This is a genomic window from Polynucleobacter sp. UB-Siik-W21 (assembly GCF_018687415.1).
In the GTDB taxonomy this organism is placed as follows: Bacteria; Pseudomonadota; Gammaproteobacteria; order Burkholderiales; family Burkholderiaceae; genus Polynucleobacter.
Window position 1 is genome coordinate 2,106,679 of the sequence record NZ_CP061289.1, and the last position, 20,122, is coordinate 2,126,800.

Sequence of the window (20,122 nt, forward strand, 5' to 3'; positions counted from 1 at the left end):
GCTGTATAAAAAAATATTGGTGACACTGACGACAGGCATAGTAAAAATGGTTAAGCATTAAAACATTGGCTCAGAACATTTGCCAATGAAAACTGCCCTGTCTATATGCGTTGCTACTTTTGTCTCAACAAAGCTACCAGTTTTTTTGTCGTATATAAAATAATTGCCACTCGGCTTTTCAATATTATCCTTTTGGCTATAGCAATAAATGCCGTTGCTATTCCATTCGCAGCTATAGCCCTCCAGCTTTTTATCTACAAAAGAATAATTGCGTGTTTCATCTTTGCTTTTTGTTATGCCTGCGATGTTGTTGTTAGTTCCATAACAAGAAAGTGACAGGCTGCCCTCTGGCTTTGAGCAAGCGGTTATCAGTAAAGCTAAAAACAGTAATAAAGCTGGTTTGATATTAGCCATATACGCCTATTTTTAACATATACGCCTATTTTTAAGAAAATTATTTCTAAATAAATTTAGAATATTCTGTGATTTTGTTTAGCAAACTTGGTAACTTACCAAACTCTAATCGCCCGCAAAGCCTTATTCTATATTACTCTACCGTCTTACAGGATGCTTTTCAATCCTCTGCTCTACCGACTGAGCTACCAGGCCAAGACTGAGAATTATAAATGAAAGTGTGTTTTAGCCTGAAAAATGGGCTTGCTGGACTTAACTAGCTGTAGTTAAAGCCTTGGAGCGGGCAGCATGTAATTTCCTATAGCTGTCGATCAAGCGGTGGTGCCGGTCAAGTCCCTCGAGTTTTGCACTGGTTGGGGTCAGGCCGTAAAAACGCAGTGTGGCATCTACAGAACCCATTACCGCGTCCATCAGCTCATTGCCAAACATACGGCGGAAGTTGACTTCGTAGTCATCAAGCTGCAAATCATCATCTAGCAGAATCTCTAGAACTGCATTTAAGGCCTGATAGAACAATTTGCGCTCAACTGTGTTGTCGTTGTATTGAAGGAAGGCGCCCACCAGATCATGCGCTTCATCAAATTGCTTTAATGCAAGATGAATTAACAACTTCAACTCCAGAACTGTTAACTGGCCCCAAGTTGTATTTTCATCAAACTCAATGCCAATTAATGTTGCAATGTCGCCATACTCATCTAGCTCGTTATTTTCTAGACGCTCAAGTAATGCACCCAGTCTAGCGTTATCTAATGTATGTAGATTCAAAATATCAGCGCGAAATAACAAGGCCTTGTTCGTGTTATCCCAAACCAGATCTTCAATTGGATAAACCTCCGAATAACCTGGGACCAATATTCTGCAGGCTATCGCGCCTAGTTCGTCGTATACCGCAACGTAAGCCTCTTTATTCATATCCTTGAGGATGCCAAACAAGGCCGCAGCCTCCTCAGCATTAGAGCTCTCACCCCGCCCCGAGAAATCCCATTCAACAAATTTGTAATCTGACTTTGCGCTAAAAAAACGCCATGACACTATGCCGCTGGAATCAATAAAGTGTTCAACAAAGTTATTGGGTTCGGTCACCGCTTCGCTTGAAAAAGTGGGCGGCGGCAAATCATTGAGACCCTCTAAGCTTCGACCCTGGAGTAATTCCGTTAAGCTCCGCTCTAATGCGACCTCTAAACGCGGGTGTGCTCCGAAGGAAGCAAACACGCCACCTGTTCGTGGATTCATTAAGGTCACGCACATCACTGGATAAACCCCGCCAAGTGAGGCATCCTTTATCAACACTGGAAAGCCCTGCTCTTCTAATCCTCGAATACCTTCCAAAATACCGGGATACTTAGCCAGCACTTCCTGCGGCACATCGGGTAGAGCAATTTCACCTTCTAGAATTTCACGTTTAACTGCACGCTCGAAAATCTCTGATAGGCACTGCACTTGGGCTTCAGCGAGGGTGTTGCCAGCACTCATGCCATTGCTGACATAAAGATTTTCAATCAGGTTCGATGGAAAATAAATAGTCTTGCCATCAGATTGACGTACATAAGGTAACGAACAAATACCGCGCTCTGCATTACCTGAATTCGTATCAATTAAATGTGAACCACGCAACTCACCGTCAGGATTAAAAATTTCTAGGCAATATTCATCCAAAATTTCTGTTGGCAATGCATCATCGTCGCCCGGTTGAAACCAGCGCTCATTAGGATAATGCACAAATGCTTTATTGGCGATATCCTCGCCCCAGTATGCGCCAGCATAAAAATGGTTGTTGCTTAATCGCTCGAGGTATTCTCCTAAAGCAGATGCCAAAGCGCTTTCTTTTGTTGATCCTTTACCGTTGGTAAAACACATCGGCGAATGTGCATCGCGTATATGCAAGGACCACACGTTTGGAATAATGTTGCGCCATGAAGCAATTTCAATCTTGATTCCAAGGTTTGCTAACACGCCAGACATATTGGCAATGGTTTGCTCTAGCGGTAGATCCTTGCCGGCAATAAAAGTTTTTGCATCTGTAGCAGGCTTTAAAGTCAACAAGGTCTGCGCATCAGCATCCAAGTTTTTAACTTCTTCTATGACAAACTCTGGACCGGCTTGCACCACTTTTTTTACAGTACATCTCTCAATGGAGCGCAAAATACCTTGGCGGTCATTGGCAGAAATATCTTCTGGTAACTCAACCTGGATCTTAAAAATCTGCTGATAGCGATTTTCAGGATCGACAATATTATTTTGTGAGAGACGAATATTTTCGGTAGAGATCTTTCGGGTGTCGCAGTACAGCTTCACAAAATAAGCAGCGCATAGGGCCGATGAAGCCAGAAAATAATCGAATGGTCCAGGAGCTGAACCATCACCCTTATACCTTATCGATTGATCGGCAATCACGGTGAAGTCATCGAACTTAGCTTCAAGGCGAAACTTGTCGAGAAAGTTGACTTTAATTTCCATAGGAATGATTCCGAATAAGATATATCACTGGGGTGAGCACGGCCTTAGCTTTCAAACAAACGCACATGCAAAAATAATTACCAAGTGCTTACGGCAAATATTGTCAGGCCTATTGCTCGCCCTTATTGCGTGATGTATCAATTCCTAAAGCTTTGAGCTTACGATATAAGTGCGTTCTTTCTAGTCCAGTGTATTCAGAGATCTTCGTCATGCTGCCACCCATAATTTGCATTTGATGCTCAAAATAGGCCTTTTCAAAAAGATCTCTGGCTTCTCGCAGGGGTAGATCAAAATACGTTTTGGCGATTCCACTGATGAACTCGCCTTCGGCAGGCGCTGGAGCAGGCTCAGCACCAAGCGACTTTGGGGAAGCGCCTGCAGATAGGCTGGACTGAACTACTCTCTCTTCTGCTGGCTCTATATATTTTGGTGAATTCTCTAGGGCTTTGCTGACGGTCTTCAGCAGTTTTTGTAAAGCAATCGGCTTTTCTAAAAAGTTCAGTGCGCCAATGCGTGTGGCCTCAACGGCTGTGTCAATCGTGGCATGACCAGACATCATGACTACTGGCATGGTTAGCTGCCCAGTCTTTGACCACTCTTTTAATAAAGTAATACCGTCAGTATCTGGCATCCAAATGTCTAGCAGCACCAGATCAGGACGCATTTGTTCACGAATAGTGCGCGCCTGAATAGCGCTCTCTGCAGCATAAACAGTATGGCCTTCATCTGTCAGAATCTCATTGAGAAGCTCACGAATGCCCATCTCATCATCAACGACCAAAATACTCGCCATGCTTAGGCCGCCTCTTTTGCTAAGTTCATAAACAAAATAGATACTTGTGCACCGACCACTTCTTCTCCTCGCATACGATTTCGTATTTCTATTTTGGCACCGTGGTCATCAATAATTTTTTTAACGACCGCCAAGCCTAATCCCGTGCCTTTACTCTTAGTTGTTACATAAGGCTCAAATGCTCTTGCCAATATCTTAGCTGGAAATCCAACTCCACAATCACTTATTGTTAATCGCACCGCATTTTGAGTGACGCCATCTTGCTCGCCATAAGCCACCAACTCTGTTTTTACCTCGACTGGTTCAGCCTGGTGACTGCCCTCCAGCGTAGCATCTTGAGCGTTTTGGAGTAGATTATGAATAACTTGTCTCAGCTGAGTTGAGTCTCCCAAGATATTTGGGCAGCGTGGATCGAGCTGGGTTCGCAAGGGGCTGCCCTCGTATAAACCGAGTATTTCCGTGGTGAGCGTATTAATGGAGACGGGTTTTAGCTGTGGTGTGGGGGTCTTTGCAAAATCCCTGAAGTCATTCACCATTTCTTTCATGGCTTGGACCTGTCCAATGATGGTCTCGGTGCTGCGATTGATCATGTCCTCTTGCTCGGGACTAAGCTTACCCGCAAGTTTGTGTTGCAAGCGCTCAGCAGAGAGCTGAATTGGGGTCAGTGGATTTTTAATTTCGTGGGCAAGGCGTCTTGCAACTTCACTCCAAGCAATGGATCTTTGTGCACTAATGACATCAGTAATATCATCAAAGACCACCATGCGCAGATCCGTCGTCAGCTGTGTGCCACGTACAAACAGGGTTACACCTAACTCATTATCAAATTCATTAGCAGTATGAAGCTGAACTTGTTTTTGCCAGATAGGCGCCGCCTGTTGGGCTGATTCGGCTGCAGAATCAGACGCATCATTAGAAACGGCAAGCTTCAAGCTTGCGAAGCCTTCTTTAATGGCTTCTTCAAACTCCAAAAGCGCAGGATTACTACTCAATGGTTTGCCATCCAAAAGGGTTAAATCTTGCGCAAAAATGCGATCTGCGCCAGCGTTACTAGACACTACGTTATAGCTTTTATCAAAGATGCACACCCCTGCGGTGAGGCTTCCCAAAACCTTTTCCAAAAAGGCCTTGGATTCTTGCAAAGATGTGCGCGTGTCGGCCAATTGCCTGGTCATCACATTAAATTGCCGTGTCAGCATACCAAGCTCATCGCCCGTATCGAGCTCTGGCTTGGGCGACAAATCGCCTTGGGCAACTGCCTGAGTTCCTTTGAGCAACATCAGCAATGGCTTGGCAAGTTGACGGCCTAATAATAAGGCCAAAATCACTGCGACAAATAATGCAAAAAAGAGTGTCAGTGTGAGGGTGCCAACAAACATCTTACGCAAACCGATACGGCCCAAGGACTTTTCTTGATAGTCGGTATAGGCTGATTCAACGGCATCAATATTCTTAGATAATGGGCCAGGAATAATACGTACTAACTGAAGAAAATATTTATCGTCTGGCTCTTTGTTGGAATCAAGCTTACTTTGGCCCGTCTTCTTGCGCACAATTGGCACAACCGCTCTTATACGATAACCGTGCTGACCATCTTCCATTTCAATTTGATCTATGAAGGTCAGACCCTTCTTTTTAAATGCCTCCGCAATGACATCTGCGCTAGGGGGGGGGAGATACTTTTTGGGCCTTACCTCACTAGTAAAGATCAAATTGCGTTGAATGCTAAAAAGACTAAGCTCTTGAATACCAAATTGATTACGAATCTTCATTGCCATGACCGCAACCTGCTCAGTACTTGAGCCAGCAGGAACTAGTACAACTTGTTCGGCAATATAATTTCCTTCGGACAAAATTTCTTCTTGAGCAACCCTTAAGGTAACGCGCCCTAGTTCCAAGCCTGAGTTAAGCGCGGATTCGACTTGGACGTCAAACCAAGTTTCAATGCTTCGGGAAACGAACTGAAGAGAAACCCCGTACAAAATTAATCCTGGCACCACCCCCACCAGTGCAAAAATCATTGCCAGTTTGGCAATCAAACGTGTGCCAAAGTGACCGCGACGCCAACGCACGGCAATCACGATAGCTAAAGTCAAAATGACGAGCGTTAAGCAAACGCCAATGACCAGGTTTGCTGCATAAAGCCAAATAAAGTAACGGTCAAAGAATTCGGTGTTGGAGGAAGCAATCGATAACAAAGCCAATAGCAATAATGCCAATGCTCCAATCAAGCCTATTGCAGCTGGCAGTATTTTTTTCCGCCAGACCTTGGATTCAAAGAAGCTGGGCTTAGCCGATGTTATAGCTTGTCTCATCGCTTAATTAGATTTGATCCGCCGGTAGAAAAAGGCATGCGGAACCAATCACTAGAGACATTCCACTCTCTACTGTTCAGAGCATTTACCTGAAATGGTTTGGGTAGCTTGCTTAAATCCAAGGCCATGTGCAAGCTTGCGGTGTATGCTTTACTGGGGTCAAGCTGGCTGTTATCAATCACACGCCAACCACCAATACTGCCAACCGCTTGCAAGGCTTCAGAAATCGTTTTAGCAGAAAAACTAAAACCTTCGGAGGCAATACGATATTGCTGAGTCAAGGGCTGATAAGACAAGCGCGCTTGTCTTTGAGCAGAGATTGGTTTTTCATCAAACCAATACCAGCGCGAGCGCGTCAACTCAAAGTCTGTCTGAAAATAAAGCACAACACCTTTTTGTACAGCATCTTCCAAGCCCGGCGACAACTCAATTTGGAAGGTGGCATTTAGTAGCCAATCGTTATCGACCTTCTCTAGCTCAAAGGATTTGATTTTGATGCCCTCGGCATTAACGGCCGTTGAAAAAATACTCAAGGCCATCAAACCCAAAAAGATGAATTGCTTAATTCTTCGGCTCATGGCCCATTTTTCTTAAACAAAGCATAGTAAAAACCATCGTTCGCTTCGGTTGGCAAAAGCTGTCCTGGAGCATCTAATCGTACCGCATTGCCATGCTGCTGCGCAAACCAAGCTGCCTGCTCTTTACCCTCCTCCGGAAACACCGAACAAGTAACGTATAAAAGCAGTCCTGCGGGCTTGAGCATCTTCCATACCTGGGTCAAGATTTCACGTTGCTTTTTCTGCAAGGACTTGATATCTGCCTCACGCCGTAAAAATGGAATATCTGGATGTCGAGAAACAATGCCCGAGGCCGAGCAAGGGGCATCTAACAAAATTTTGTCAAAGAGAGTGCCATCCCACCAAGCAGCTTTTGATGCGTCACCGCGAATTACCTTTACTTTTTCAGAGTGCAAGCGCAATCGATCTAAGTTGCCGCCAATTTTTCCAAGGCGAGCGCCGTCTAACTCTAGCGCAACCATCTGACAGTCTACTAGCTCTAATAGATGGGCTGTCTTTCCTCCTGGCGCTGCGCAAGCGTCTAGTATTAAATCACCAGGTTGGGGGTTCAATAGAATTGCTGCTAATTGAGCGCCAGTATCTTGTACTGATGCAGCACCACTATAAAAACCCGGCAACTCAGAAACAGGCACAGGATTTGTGATCAACAGCGCACTAGGTAAAGTAATGCCTGTTACCGACTCAATGGGAGAAGATGCAATACCAGCATCATTTAATAAAGCTTGATATTGCTCCCGCGTATATTGTTTTTGATTCACTCGCAAAATGAAGGGTGCGCGCTTCGCTTGAGCAAACAAAATGGTTTGCCATAGCTTCGAGTAATTTCGCTTGAGGTTTGCGCGCCACCACGCGGGAACATACATCGAGATTGGGTCTGGCGGGTAACTAGGTTTGCCCTCGGGGGGCTGCAAAATCAAACTCACTTTGCGAAGCACCGCATTTACTAAGCCCTTGGCATACATGGTTTGGTCGTACTCGCCACACGCTCTGACTGCCTGATCAACAATCGTATGGGTTGCATAGCCTTTGCCCTCGGTACCATCGCGCATAAACAACGCAATTGCAACACTCAATAAGTGATCAACTTCAGGTGGCGGAGTTTTGGGTACAAATTGTTTTATCAATTCATGAGAGCGAACCCATTTACGCAGCGCATCAAAACTCAAGCTTTGAACTATGGGTCTCTCGTGGGCATCTAGTTGGTCCAACACTTCGGTAAGAGACCTGCCACTCATAACCTCACCAATAGCTTGTGCGGCAATAGTGATTGCCTCTGAAAGTGGCAGGCTTTGGGCTGTTTTTTGATCTAGCAATGGGTTTTACTCGACGTCAAGATTGCTCGACCTTTGTTTTAAAACAAAATGGTTTTTCAGCAACATCAAATGTTTGCAAACAAAGTTTTGCGTTCATTCTTTTTCCGCCGGGCTTTTGCATTTCTATAACCTCAAGCACACCAGAGCCGCACTGCACATAAATACTCTCCTCGCCAAACCCCAGAACTTCGCCAGGCAAACCCGACTTACTAGGAGCCTCTTTTGGCATGCATGAATTCCAAAATTTAATCCCATGCCCAGCAAAACTACTGCTGGCACCAGGGAAAGGATTAAGCGCCCGAATACGAGCATCAATTTGCTTTGCGCTCAGGCTCCAGTCAATCTCAGCCTCTGCTTTTAATATTTTCTCTGCATAGGTAATGCCTATATTTGATTGCGGTATGCGAGCCAAAGATTTAATACCCCCCAACTGAGCAAGCGTGTTCACAATTAACTTTGCGCCCAAAGCAGCTAATCTATCGTGCAAGGTCACGCTTGTTTCATTGGGAGCAATTTCAAGCTCCTCAAGCAAAACCGTGTCGCCCGTATCAAGGCCCGCATCCATCTGCATAATGCATACGCCCGTCTTATGATCGCCTGACTCTATAGCGCGCTGCATGGGAGCAGCGCCGCGCCAACGAGGCAATAAGGATGCATGAATATTAAAACTTCCATGCCTACCTGGACGTTCGCTAATATCCAAAATCTCTTGGGGCAATATCAAGCCATAAGCAACTACCACCATCGCATCAAAATCAAGCTGGGATAAGCGTTGATATGCTTCTTCTGCCTGTAGCTTTTTTTGCGCATCAGGATGATTGCGTTTCAGCGTTTCTGGCTGCATCACTGGTATCTGCTTCTCTAATGCAAACTCTTTGACAGGACTGGCTTGCAAATGCATTCCCCTGCCAGCGCGGCGGTCAGGCTGAGTGAGCGCGAGCACGATTTCATGACCAGCCTCAGCAATTGCGCGCATCGCTTGCGCTGCAAACTCAGGGGTGCCGGCAAAGACAATCTTCATGCAGGGCGACTAGCGCTGACCTACCAATTCTTTGGCGCGCTTTTTCATTTTTTGTGAGATACGAGTTCGCTTGAGCAAGGATAGGTACTCAACAAATACTTTACCTTGCAGATGATCTAATTCGTGTTGCAAACAAACGGCTAATAGTCCATCAGCCTCAATCTCAAACTCCTTGCCATCAAGATCTAAAGCCTTCAAGCGTATTTGGGCTGGGCGTTCAACTTCATCATAAAACTCAGGCACTGAAAGACAGCCTTCGCGCCAAGATTTTGTTTCAGAACTCGCCCAAATAATTTCTGGATTAATAAAAACCATCAACTCATTTTGCTCATCAGAAACATCAATCACAACAATGCGCTCATGAATATCGACCTGAGTTGCAGCTAACCCAACTCCAGGCGCCTCATACATAGTGTCAGCCATATCAGCCACAATTTTTTTAACACGAGCGTCTACCTGCGCTACAGGTTTAGCAACTTTATGCAAGCGTGGGTCGGGGTAACAAAGGACGGTTAACAAAGCCATGTGGGAATTATCTAACAGAGCAATCCGTCTGTCCTGATTGTTCATAATCCCCCGCAGATCAAAATGTTTGCTACCTATGTCATCAATACCAAGAACCATCCGCAAAATTGTGCGCGGGGATCAACATTACCCAGCTCGGCTCAATGATCTTTTCGACCCTCCAAGTTGCCTATATATAAAAGGGAATATTGGGCTGCTGCTGATGCCCATGGTCGCCATTGTGGGCTCGCGCAACGCCAGTGCCAAAGGACTCAAAAATGCCAGCCACTTTGCCCAAAGCCTGTCTAAGGCTGGTGGCGCCATTATTTCCGGGCTAGCCAAGGGAGTTGACGGGGCAGCACACCGCGCCACACTTGGTCTTGGGGCAAACCATCACACGGTAGGCGTATGCGGGACTGGGCTAGACATTGCCTACCCTCCGGAGCACCAAGGACTGATGACGACGATTGGGCATCATGGTTTATTGGTTTCAGAGTTTCCACCGGGGGTTGGTCCAAAAGCTTTTCACTTTCCCAGGCGCAATCGCATCATTGCAGCCCTGTCGCTAGGTGTAGTGGTGATCGAAGCTGCTGAAAAATCAGGCTCCTTAATCACTGCCCGTCTTGCCTGTGAGCTGGGAAGGGAGGTTTTTGCTTTACCCGGCCCCATTGATGACCCTCTTTTTGGAGGCTGCCATCAACTCATACAACAGGGGGCCAAGTTGGTTCGAAGCCCCCAAGATGTGCTGGAAGAGCTCATTTTTCTCAAAAACCCCATTTAAATGGATTTTAAGAGGGTTTTATCCAACAAAAAGTCGCCTAATAGGAATCTCAAATGCTTTAAAAAGGGCTTTTTTGGACTTTTCAGGATTTATCGGTTAATAATAAAAAAGGGATCTGCAATAGGCTAAATCGTAATTTGGTTTAAATTGATCATCCTTTTTCCCTATTAAAAACATTTATTCAGGCTCAAATTTAGGCAAACGCGTGGCTAAAGCATCTACCAAAAGCAGTTCCAAGACCTCATCCGTGGATCACCCAAAGGCGCTGATCATTGCCGAAAAACCCTCGGTTGCCAATGACATCGCTAAAGCCCTGGGCGGCTTTACCAAGCATGAGGACTATTTTGAAAGCGATGACTTTCTAGTCTCGTCTGCTGTTGGCCATCTTTTAGAAATTGCTGCGCCAGAAGAATTTGACGTCAAACGTGGCAAGTGGTCTTTTGCCAACCTGCCAGTGGTGCCCCCTTATTTTGATTTGCGCCCGATTGCTAAAACAGAGTCGCGCTTAAAAGTGTTACAAAAATTGATCAAGCGTAAAGACGTCACTTCATTGATTAATGCCTGTGACGCGGGACGCGAAGGTGAGCTTATCTTCAGACTGATTGCCCAGCATGCAAAAGCATCGCAATCGATTAAACGCCTATGGCTTCAGTCAATGACGCCAGCATCCATTCGTGATGGGTTTATTAACCTGCGTAGCGATGAAGATATGCAGCCGCTTGCTGATGCAGCACGCTGCCGCTCTGAGGCTGATTGGCTCGTGGGTATTAATGGCACCCGCGCCATGACTGCTTTCAATAGCAAAAGTGGCGGCTTCTTCTTAACTACTGTGGGTCGCGTACAAACACCAACTCTCTCTATTGTTGTAGAGCGTGAAGAACTCATCCGCAAATTTATTTCAAAAGATTATTGGGAAGTAAAGGCGGAGTTTATTGCTGCAGCTGGAGTATATGAAGGTCGTTGGTTTGATCCTAAGTTTAAGAAAGATGTCGCCGAACCTGATGCGCGCGAGAATCGCCTTTGGAGCGAAGCTGCAGCGCAAAGTATTGTGGCGGCTTGTCGCGGAAAAAAAGCAGCCGTCAGTGAAGAAGCAAAACCAGCGACCCAGCTTGCACCACAACTTTTTGATTTGACTAGCTTGCAGCGCGAAGCCAATGCACGTTTTGGTTTCTCTGCCAAAAACACACTAGGCCTTGCGCAAGCTTTATATGAACGCCATAAAGTATTGACTTATCCCCGTACTGACGCAAAAGCGCTGCCGGAAGATTATTTGGATACCGTGAAGCAGACCATGGAGAACCTTGCAGATCACTCGCAAGAATATCGTCCGTTTGCTAAACAAATTTTGCAGGACGATCCCAAGGACCCCAAAGCAAAAGCGGGTTACGGTTGGATCAAACCTAATAAGCGAATCTTTGATAACTCCAAGATTTCTGATCACTTTGCGATCATCCCAACCCTAGAGTCGCCGAAGAGTTTGAGCGAGCCAGAAGCAAAGCTTTATGACTTGGTAGTGCGTCGCTTCTTGGCTGTCTTCTATCCTGCTGCTGAATTCCGAGTCACGACTCGGATTACCGAAGCATCTGGGCATCATTTCAAAACAGAGGGTCGTGTCCTTGTAAATCCGGGCTGGCTAACTGTTTATGGCAAATCGAATCAGGCAGATGATGAGTTGGTGCCAGTGCAAGAAGGCGAAACGGTTCAAACAGAATCTGTGATTTCTGTGCCCTTGAAAACCAAGCCCCCAGCCCGCTATACAGAAGCAACCTTGCTCTCTGCAATGGAAGGTGCAGGCAAATGGGTTGATGATGATGAAATGCGGGAAGCCATGGCCGAAAAAGGTCTTGGGACTCCAGCAACGCGAGCAGCCATCATCGAAGGCTTGCTGGCCGAAAGATACATTGTGCGCGAAGCGCGTGAACTAATTCCTACCGCGAAAGCATTCCAGCTAATGACTTTGCTGCGCGGCTTAGATGTAGAAGAATTAACTCGCCCTGATTTAACGGGCAGCTGGGAAAATAAGTTATCGCTCATCGAGCAAGGGAAGATGAATCGTGACACCTTCATGCAAGAAATTGCACAGATGACTCAACGCATTGTGAAGCGCGCAAAAGAATATGACAGCGACACTATCCCAGGCGACTACGCGACAATGACTACGCCCTGCCCACACTGCAAAGGGCCGGTGAAAGAAAACTATCGTCGCTTTGCTTGTGAAAAATGTGGCTTTACGATTAGCAAAACTCCCGGTGGGCGCGCATTTGAATACCCTGAAGTAGAAGAGTTGTTACGTGAAAAAACGATTGGGCCTTTACAAGGATTTCGCAGCAAAATAGGTCGCCCCTTTGCCGCCATCATTAAGCTAACTGAAATTCCAGAAGATGATGCTGACTATCCAAATGCAGGCTTTAAATTAGAGTTTGATTTTGGCAACACGCAAGATGACGAAACAGAAGCGATAGATTTCACCGGTCGCCAAGCTTTAGGCGTATGTCCAAAATGTTCTGGTGCCGTTTATGAAGATGGCATGCGCTATGTTTGCGAAAACAATACTGGCCCTAGTAAATCTTGCGACTTCAAAACAGGTAAAGTTGTCCTTCAGCAAGAAGTGTCGGCTGAACAAATTCAAAAATTGCTCAAAGAAGGTAAGACGGATCTGCTGACCAACTTCAAATCTAACCGCACTGGGCGAGGCTTTAAGGCCTACTTAGCACTTGGCTCTGATGGAAAAATTGGTTTTGAATTTGAGGCTAAGGCGCCTGGTGCAGCCAAAGCGCCCGCTAAGAAACGTGCGGGTGCCAGCGCTGCAACTAAATCCGCAGCAAAACCTAAGCGGGTAAGCAAGGCAAAATCGTCCTCTAGTAGCTGAGCTGTAACTAGCTTAGCCGCTAAGGCTGACCACAAAATCCCCCTTGACCCCAAGGCAGTAGCCAAGAAAATTCCCGGGCGCTGACGAAGCGCTCCAATGATTGGAAGACGATCGCCAGCAACACAGCGCACGCCAACAAACTCATCGTTTTTAATAAGGCTGCTGGAATCCCCCTCTGGATAGTCAAGCAAGCCTTTTGCCTGTGCGCGATTAAATTCATCGCTCGCCTCTCTTGGAGACAAGTCATCTTCGCCTTCATCAAAACTAGAGCCAACGATCCAGCGATAGCTGCCGTCTTCTAGCTGCTCTGCTGGCAAACAATAGCCATCCCCTGAAATGCCTACCTTGGGCAACTTTGACACCCAAGGGTCATCGGGCCCAATTGAAAAAATACTGAGTTGCCCGCGCACTGGTTTTAGGGGGAGACGCACCCCGAGGCTATTAATTAAATCTTTGCTATCGATTGCTGTAGCAATCACGACCTTCTTCGCACTGATGAGCACATTGTTTGAGCAATCAAATAAGTGCCATATTCCATTGCACTCTTCCAGCCTTGTAATACGAGTACTCCAAAGGCATGTTAGGCGCTCATGCTCCTTCAGTAGTTGCTTGCTTGCCTCCAATAAATTTAAGCAAGCCCCGCGAGAAATCCAAACACCGCTTTGTGAGATGCCACACATTGTTCTGGCTTCTTCAACATCGAGGGCAATCGCAATGTCTTCTTTTAAATCTAGAGAATGAAGGTGGGCCGAGACTTCTACGCGATTAAACTCTCTATCTTTTTTTGTCGGCTGAAAAATGCCATGTGCTCTCCAAGTCTTTCCCCACCGAGCTTCGGCCAACAAAAATGCCAGGCGCGTTAAGCGTAATAAACGAGGGGAGCCTTTTCCAATATGCGGGTGCGCTATCGCATAGGCATGACTGGAGCAAGCGGTAGCAGGGGAGTGAGAGGCATCAATAACGCAGACGGACTTGCCGCGTTCGAGCAACTCATTTGTGATGGTTGCGCCACAAATGCCTGCCCCAATCACCACGATTTCATGGTGTTGGGGTTCGGTCATTAATTTAATCTAGGGGTGGCGTAAAAATTACTAATAGCTTAGCAGCTTACACGTTCAAGCGCTGTTCGATCTTGGCACGAGTCTCTTGCAACTCTTTAGGCAAACGCTCGCCAAGGTGATCAAACAATTCTGTGTGCAGCTTCAGCTCATTTTTCCAGTCATCAACAGCTACATGGATCGCTTTAGCAAACTTCTCAGCAGAGTAGTCCAAGCCGCCCCAATGCATATCGGTGTGTTCTGGGCAAATACCAAATGGGGTTTCTTTACCGCTTGCTTTACCTTCAGCACGATTCAAGATCCATGAAAGAACCCGCATGTTCTCGCCAAAGCCTGGCCATATAAACTTGCCATTTTCGTCTTTACGGAACCAGTTCACACAGTAGATCTTCGGCAATACGGCGCCGTCCGCCTCAAGCTTCTTACCAATGTTGAGCCAATGCTGGAAGTAGTCGCTCATGTTGTAACCAGCAAACGCAATCATTGCAAATGGGTCTCGACGTACGACACCAATTTGACCAGTAATCGCAGCGGTGGTTTCTGAGCCCAAAGTAGCAGCCATGTAAACACCCTCTACCCAATCGCGCGCTTCACTTACCAATGGCACGGTATTAGAACGGCGGCCACCGAATAAGAACGCATCAATTGGAACGCCTTCTGGGTCATCCCACTTTGGATCTACTGCAGGGTTATTGGTCGCGGCTACTGTAAAGCGTGAGTTTGGATGCGCAGCTTTGCGGCCTGCAGCGCCATCTGCTGGAGTCCAGTCTTTCCCCTGCCAATCAATCAAATGTGCTGGTGGTGTTTCTGTCAAACCCTCCCACCAAACATCACCATCATCAGTTAAGCCAACGTTCGTAAAGATCACATCTTGGTTTAAGGAATCGATACAGTTTTGGTTGGTTTGACGGTTTGTGCCAGGGGCAACACCAAAGTAACCAGACTCTGGGTTGATTGCGAACAAACGTGTTTTGCCGGTAACCGAGTCTTTGCGTGGCTTGATCCATGCAATGTCATCACCAATTGTGGTGACTTTCCAGCCGTCAAATCCTTTTGGTGGAATCATCATAGAGAAGTTGGTTTTTCCACAGGCGGATGGGAATGCGGCAGCAATGTGGTATTTCTTGCCTTCAGGTGAAGTTACGCCAAGAATCAACATATGCTCAGCCAACCAACCTTGATCGCGACCCATATTGGATGCAATACGCAATGCGAAGCATTTTTTGCCTAATAAAGCATTGCCGCCGTAGCCTGAACCAAAAGACCAAATCTCGCGCGTCTCTGGGTAATGAACAATGTATTTGGTTTTGTTATTCGGCCATGCAACGTCTTTTTCACCGGCTGCCAATGGTTTGCCTACGGTGTGGATACAAGGAACGAACTCGCCATCTGCGCCCAACTGATCGATCACTGCCTTGCCCATACGGGTCATGAGGCGCATATTGATTGCAACATAAGGGCTGTCAGATAACTCAACGCCGATGTGGGCAATTGGCGAGCCGATTGGGCCCATTGAAAATGGCACTACATACATTGTTCTGCCACGCATACAACCATCAAATAATGGATTTAACGTTGCGCGCATTTCATTTGGCTCCACCCAGTTATTGGTAGGTCCAGCATCTTCTTTTTTAGCCGAACAAATGAAAGTGCGGTCTTCAACGCGGGCGACATCTTCTGGGTCAGAAAGCGCTAAAAATGAATTTTTCCGTTTTGCAGGATTGAGTCGCTTGAAAACCCCGGCACTTACTAATAATTCACACAACTCATCGTACTCAGCTTGGGAGCCGTCGCACCAACGAATGGCGTCAGGCTTTGTGAGTGCGGCCACCTCTGAAACCCACTCAATTAAACGCTCGTTTTTTACGTAAGCCGGCGCATTCGCATTCACTTGGCCGCTAATAGTTGAAGTCATATGTTTCCCCATGAAGATTGAATTTTTTAATCCAATGATTTTAACATTTTGGACATATTTGACGGCCCAGCAAGTCACACGACCAGGCTCTTATTTGCCGATACAGAATTGGCTAAAAATTTTGCCCAAAAGGTCATCTGGTAGGAGCTTGCCCGTTATTTGGCCAAGATGATTTTGGGCCAAAGATAGCTCTTCTGCGAACAATTCAAGCGAATTATTACCATTTGCAGCAAATTTTTCTGATTTTTCAATATGTTCGGCGGCGCGCTCTAAACAATCCAAGTGGCGCCTGCGAGCAACAATTGCCCCTTCTTGAGGGCCACTCCAGCCAACGGTTTCGAGAATTTTCTGTTTCAGGGCTTCAACACCCTCGCCTGTTTTCGCCGAAATCAACAAAGCCCTATCTTTTATGACGCCGGAATTTTTATCCAATAAATCAGACTTATTCATCAACTCCAAAACGGGGCAATTGGCGGGTGCGGCATCCAAAATTTGAACCCTTAAATCATTAGCTTCTTTTTCGGCATTCGGGGCGGTCAAGAAAATAATCAAATCTGCCAGACGAATCGCATCCCAGGTTCTCTCAATCCCCTTTGCCTCAACCTCGTCCGAGGTTTGCCTTAATCCAGCGGTATCAATAATGTGCATTGGCACACCCTCAATCTGGATGCTTTCTTTCACTCTATCCCGGGTGGTGCCAGCAATAGGGGTCACGATAGCAACTTCCTCACCGGCCAGCCTATTTAAGAGTGAGCTCTTGCCAACATTGGGGGCGCCCGCCAATACCAGCTGTATGCCATCGCGCAAAATTTTTCCTTGCTTGGCGTTGTTGCGCAGCGCTTGAAGTTTTGTTTTCACTGCCGAAAGGCGATCGCGTGCCTGCGCGTTTTCTAGAAACTCGATTTCTTCTTCGGGGAAATCAAGGGTCGATTCCACCAAAATTCTTAGCTGGGTAATTTCTTCAACAAGACTATTGATGTCGTCTGAAAAGGCGCCCTGCAAGGATCTAGCAGCTCCACGGACGGCTGCCTCACTCTGAGCATCAATCAAGTCTGCTATTGCCTCGGCCTGGGCTAAGTCAACTTTGTTGTTGAGATAGGCGCGTAGAGTGAACTCACCGGGCTCAGCGATAACGAGACCAGCTTCTTTGCCAAGCTCGAGGCAGCGCCTCATTACTAGCTCAAGCAGCTGAGGGCCGCCATGGCACTGCAACTCCAAAACATCTTCGCCAGTAAACGAAGCGGGTGCGGCAAAATAAACTGCTACCAATTGGTCGATGAGCTGCCCGCCCGCATCGCGCAAGCTGAGCAGGGTTGCTTGGCGAGGAAGTAGATCCCTTTGAAAAAGGGCTTTGATGATTGGCCTTAGGTATTGTCCACTCAAGCGGACAATACCAACCCCAGCTTTACCTGGGGCGGTTGCTACAGCAATGATGGGAAGCTTACGAGTCATCATTGCTGTTTGTTTTTCATGAAATGCTATGCCATCAACAAATTACTTGGCTTCTTTTTTTCCAAACATTTGGTTGATCTGCCACTGTTGTGCAATGGACAACAAATTATTAACCACCCAGTACAAAACTAAGCCTGCAGGGAAGAAAAAGAACATGATCGAAAACACGATCGGCATATACAACATGACCTTAGCCTGAATTGGATCTGGTGGGGTTGGATTAAGTTTAGTTTGCACAAACATGGATACCGCCATGATCACTGGCAAGATGTAAAAAGGATCCGGCACCGATAAGTCCTGTATCCAAAGAACCCATGGCGCACCTCTCATTTCGACAGATGACAACAATACCCAGTACAAAGAAATAAATACGGGAATCTGAATCACTACAGGCAAACAGCCGCCCAGTGGATTGATTTTTTCTTTGCGATACATCTCCATCATGGCTTGATTAAGCTTTTGTGGATCACCTTTGTATTGCTCTCTCATCGCCATCAAACGCGGCTGAACCTCTTTCATACGAGCCATCGATTTATAGCTAGCAGCGGAGAGCGGGAAGAAGACCAATTTAATTAAGATTGTTAACAGAATGATAGCCCAACCCCAATTGCCAACATAACCGTGGATTTTTTCCAACAACCAGAAAATAGGTTTGGCAAGAATGGTGAGATAGCCATAGTCCTTCAAGAGCTCAAAACCTGGGGCGATGGTTTCTAAAACTTTTTCTTCTTGTGGTCCAACGAAGAGCTGTGCTTTTTCAGTCACCACTGTTCCTGGCGCAACAATGCCCAATGGGGTCTGCATGCCAACGCGATACAGGCCGTTATCAATTTTTCCAGCGTAGATATCACGGACAACCTTATCGCCCGGAATCCAGGCGCTAGCAAAATAGTGTTGCACCATGGCAATCCAAGCTGGATCGCCTGCAGGCACTTGCTTTGGAAGTGTGATTTTGTTTTTATCAATCTCCGTAAATTCAAGCTTATTGAACTTTTCTTTGTCGGTATAAGCGGCTGGTCCAGTAAAAGTGCTAGCAGAAAAAGCACCATCGAACGGTCCAATTTTTTGTTCTTGCGAACCATCTCGCACAATCTCGGTATAGAGAACCAAAGGGTTTGGATTTGTCACGCTTTGTGTAACCCGGTGACCCACATCCACCACATAACTTCCTGAATTAAGGATGAAGGTTTTTTCGAGCTTTACGCCACCTCGTTCGCTGGCAAGCACAACAAACGGTCTGCCTGAACCATCTTTGCCAGACTGAACCAACTTAAAGGTGCTTGTATGGTTTGGCAAATCATTGTTGTTAAGGGTGATTAACCCAGATCTCGCAAAATATTTATGGTTTGGTGTGTATTGGAATAGCTCAACCGGTTTTTGTTCCGCAGTTAAGGCTTTGAGGAGTTTTGCATCAATAACATTTGCACCGCTTGCGCTTATCTCCAAAACTAGCACATCGTTTTGTAATACAAACTTTTCTGCGCCTTCAATTGAGCCAACATTTGCAGTCGGCGCTGCTGTAGCGGCCTTAGTGGCACCAGAAATTTGTGTGGGCACATCTAATTTACTGGCTGTGCCTGTCTTGTCTACGGCTGCGGGCGCTGCAACTGGGGCAGTAGCGAACATCGATGGTTTGCCCTCATGAACCTGCCAATTGTTGTACAGCATGAGGCCTGATAGTGAAAACACAGCCCAAAGAATTGTTTTTTTAAAGTCCATTTGTATTCACTTAAATGATTGAGACGTTTGTTTTACCGCAGGATCATAACCGCCTTGTGACAAAGGGTTACAACGCAAAATGCGCCATGCCGTTAAGCCAAAGCTTTTGAAAAATCCATAATGATGAAAGCAGTCACAGGCATATTGAGAGCAGCTAGGCACATACTTACACCGCATGCCAATGTAAGGGCTAAGCGCAAGTTGGTACAAGCGCACCAAGCTCACTGCGACCTTATTTAAAACGCGCACCCTAAATAAGCTCCGCCACCTGAGAGCGCAGGAGATCTTTCTCTTTTTTTCTGAGTCTGCCGCGAGTTTGACGACCAATTGGCTTTTTAAGCTTAAGGACAACATCTTTGTTAAATGCCGTTGCCTGTGCAGTCCAAACTATTTCACGAATCATTCGCTTCAAGCGATTTCGGTCTACGGCGCGTTTAACCAATTTTTTGGCTACTGCAATTCCTAGGTCAGGCTTGGCGCCATTTTGAGCGCCCACAGAATACATGCCCCAAGACAGATTTGTTTTGGGGCGCGATTTAAGTAATTCAGAAATCCTTGCGCTATTCAATGGCTAAATTACACAGCCAAACGTTTGCGACCTTTTGCGCGGCGTGCATTTAATACAGCGCGTCCGCTCTTGGTTTTCATGCGAATACGAAAGCCGTGGGTGCGCTTGCGACGTGTTACTGATGGTTGATAAGTTCTTTTCATGATAGATCCCTGGAAAACCCACTATTTTCCTTGTTGCGAAGCAAAAGGTCAATCTATCTCAATAAATATGTAGGTGTTTTTCTCTATTTTTACTTACTTTTTGACTAAAACTTTAATTCATAAGGGATTTTTTCTTTTATTCACAAGTTATCCACAGTTTTTCCACGAACTTTTACCTTGTGGATAACTTTGTGAGGTGGCTACAATGGATCCTCCAAAAAT

16 protein-coding genes and 1 pseudogene are annotated in these 20,122 nt (G+C 46.2%); 2 read left to right on the plus strand and 15 right to left on the minus strand.

Annotated elements, in window-relative coordinates; genetic code table 11:
• Positions 1 to 57: 57 nt before the first annotated feature.
• The 8 genes from C2756_RS11020 to def all read right to left on the minus strand — a co-directional run bounded on the left by C2756_RS11020 (position 58) and on the right by def (position 9,416).
• Complete coding sequence (locus tag C2756_RS11020) at positions 58 to 414, minus strand: hypothetical protein (RefSeq protein WP_215319403.1); 357 nt, start codon at positions 412 to 414, stop codon at positions 58 to 60.
• Between the two features lie 252 nt (positions 415 to 666).
• A complete protein-coding gene (locus C2756_RS11025) occupies positions 667 to 2,871 on the minus strand; it encodes an OsmC domain/YcaO domain-containing protein (RefSeq protein WP_215319405.1) in 2,205 nt (734 codons plus the stop codon).
• Positions 2,872 to 2,980: 109 nt separating this feature from the next.
• On the minus strand, positions 2,981 to 3,664 hold the full coding sequence (locus C2756_RS11030; protein ID WP_215319407.1) for a response regulator: 684 nt from the start codon (positions 3,662 to 3,664) through the stop codon (positions 2,981 to 2,983).
• 2 nt (positions 3,665 to 3,666) lie between these two features.
• A complete protein-coding gene (locus C2756_RS11035) occupies positions 3,667 to 5,979 on the minus strand; it encodes an ATP-binding protein (protein ID WP_215319409.1) in 2,313 nt (770 codons plus the stop codon).
• The gene (locus C2756_RS11040; RefSeq protein WP_215296054.1) at positions 5,976 to 6,557 is read right to left on the minus strand and encodes a DUF4390 domain-containing protein; all 582 of its coding nucleotides are present in this window, start codon (positions 6,555 to 6,557) and stop codon (positions 5,976 to 5,978) included. The genes C2756_RS11035 and C2756_RS11040 overlap by 4 nt, the downstream gene beginning before the upstream one ends.
• Positions 6,554 to 7,870 carry a 16S rRNA (cytosine(967)-C(5))-methyltransferase RsmB gene (gene rsmB, locus C2756_RS11045; RefSeq protein ID WP_251372067.1) on the minus strand — a complete coding sequence of 439 codons (1,317 nt, stop codon included), beginning with the start codon at positions 7,868 to 7,870 and terminating at the stop codon, positions 6,554 to 6,556. The genes C2756_RS11040 and rsmB overlap by 4 nt, the downstream gene beginning before the upstream one ends.
• A 16-nt stretch (positions 7,871 to 7,886) precedes the next feature.
• Entirely contained in the window at positions 7,887 to 8,891 is a 1,005-nt protein-coding gene (fmt, locus tag C2756_RS11050; protein WP_215319411.1) for a methionyl-tRNA formyltransferase, read from the minus strand.
• A 9-nt stretch (positions 8,892 to 8,900) separates the two neighbouring features.
• The gene (gene def, locus C2756_RS11055; protein ID WP_215321004.1) at positions 8,901 to 9,416 is read right to left on the minus strand and encodes a peptide deformylase; all 516 of its coding nucleotides are present in this window, start codon (positions 9,414 to 9,416) and stop codon (positions 8,901 to 8,903) included.
• A 76-nt stretch (positions 9,417 to 9,492) separates the two neighbouring features.
• Here def and dprA point away from each other — a divergent pair, with 76 nt between their 5' ends.
• Both dprA and C2756_RS11065 read left to right on the plus strand, forming a co-directional pair.
• Positions 9,493 to 10,176: a DNA-processing protein DprA gene (dprA, locus tag C2756_RS11060; RefSeq protein ID WP_215319413.1), complete on the plus strand. Its 684-nt coding sequence runs from the start codon at positions 9,493 to 9,495 to the stop codon at positions 10,174 to 10,176.
• Between the two features lie 205 nt (positions 10,177 to 10,381).
• Positions 10,382 to 13,045, plus strand: coding sequence for a DNA topoisomerase III (locus tag C2756_RS11065; RefSeq protein WP_251372068.1), 2,664 nt, complete (start codon positions 10,382 to 10,384; stop codon positions 13,043 to 13,045).
• On the opposite strand, the pseudogene mnmC reads toward C2756_RS11065, so the two are convergent.
• From mnmC to rpmH, 7 genes and pseudogenes are all read right to left on the minus strand, one after another.
• Positions 13,015 to 14,106: pseudogene (gene mnmC, locus C2756_RS11155) on the minus strand (FAD-dependent 5-carboxymethylaminomethyl-2-thiouridine(34) oxidoreductase MnmC); the annotation flags it as partial. The gene C2756_RS11065 and the pseudogene mnmC sit on opposite strands and share 31 nt — an antisense overlap.
• A gap of 46 nt (positions 14,107 to 14,152) precedes the next feature.
• Complete coding sequence (locus tag C2756_RS11070) at positions 14,153 to 16,018, minus strand: phosphoenolpyruvate carboxykinase (GTP) (RefSeq protein ID WP_215319415.1); 1,866 nt, start codon at positions 16,016 to 16,018, stop codon at positions 14,153 to 14,155.
• A 90-nt stretch (positions 16,019 to 16,108) separates the two neighbouring features.
• The gene (mnmE, locus tag C2756_RS11075) at positions 16,109 to 17,470 is read right to left on the minus strand and encodes a tRNA uridine-5-carboxymethylaminomethyl(34) synthesis GTPase MnmE (RefSeq protein WP_215321008.1); all 1,362 of its coding nucleotides are present in this window, start codon (positions 17,468 to 17,470) and stop codon (positions 16,109 to 16,111) included.
• 42 nt (positions 17,471 to 17,512) lie between these two features.
• Positions 17,513 to 19,189: a membrane protein insertase YidC gene (gene yidC / locus C2756_RS11080; RefSeq protein ID WP_215319416.1), complete on the minus strand. Its 1,677-nt coding sequence runs from the start codon at positions 19,187 to 19,189 to the stop codon at positions 17,513 to 17,515.
• A gap of 6 nt (positions 19,190 to 19,195) precedes the next feature.
• A complete protein-coding gene (gene yidD / locus C2756_RS11170; protein ID WP_216860781.1) occupies positions 19,196 to 19,543 on the minus strand; it encodes a membrane protein insertion efficiency factor YidD in 348 nt (115 codons plus the stop codon).
• Positions 19,440 to 19,757 carry a ribonuclease P protein component gene (rnpA, locus tag C2756_RS11090; RefSeq protein ID WP_215319418.1) on the minus strand — a complete coding sequence of 106 codons (318 nt, stop codon included), beginning with the start codon at positions 19,755 to 19,757 and terminating at the stop codon, positions 19,440 to 19,442. Before rnpA ends, yidD begins: the two co-directional genes overlap by 104 nt.
• Before the next feature lie 8 nt (positions 19,758 to 19,765).
• Positions 19,766 to 19,900, minus strand: coding sequence for a 50S ribosomal protein L34 (rpmH, locus tag C2756_RS11095; RefSeq protein ID WP_011903922.1), 135 nt, complete (start codon positions 19,898 to 19,900; stop codon positions 19,766 to 19,768).
• Between the last annotated feature and the right edge of the window lie 222 nt (positions 19,901 to 20,122).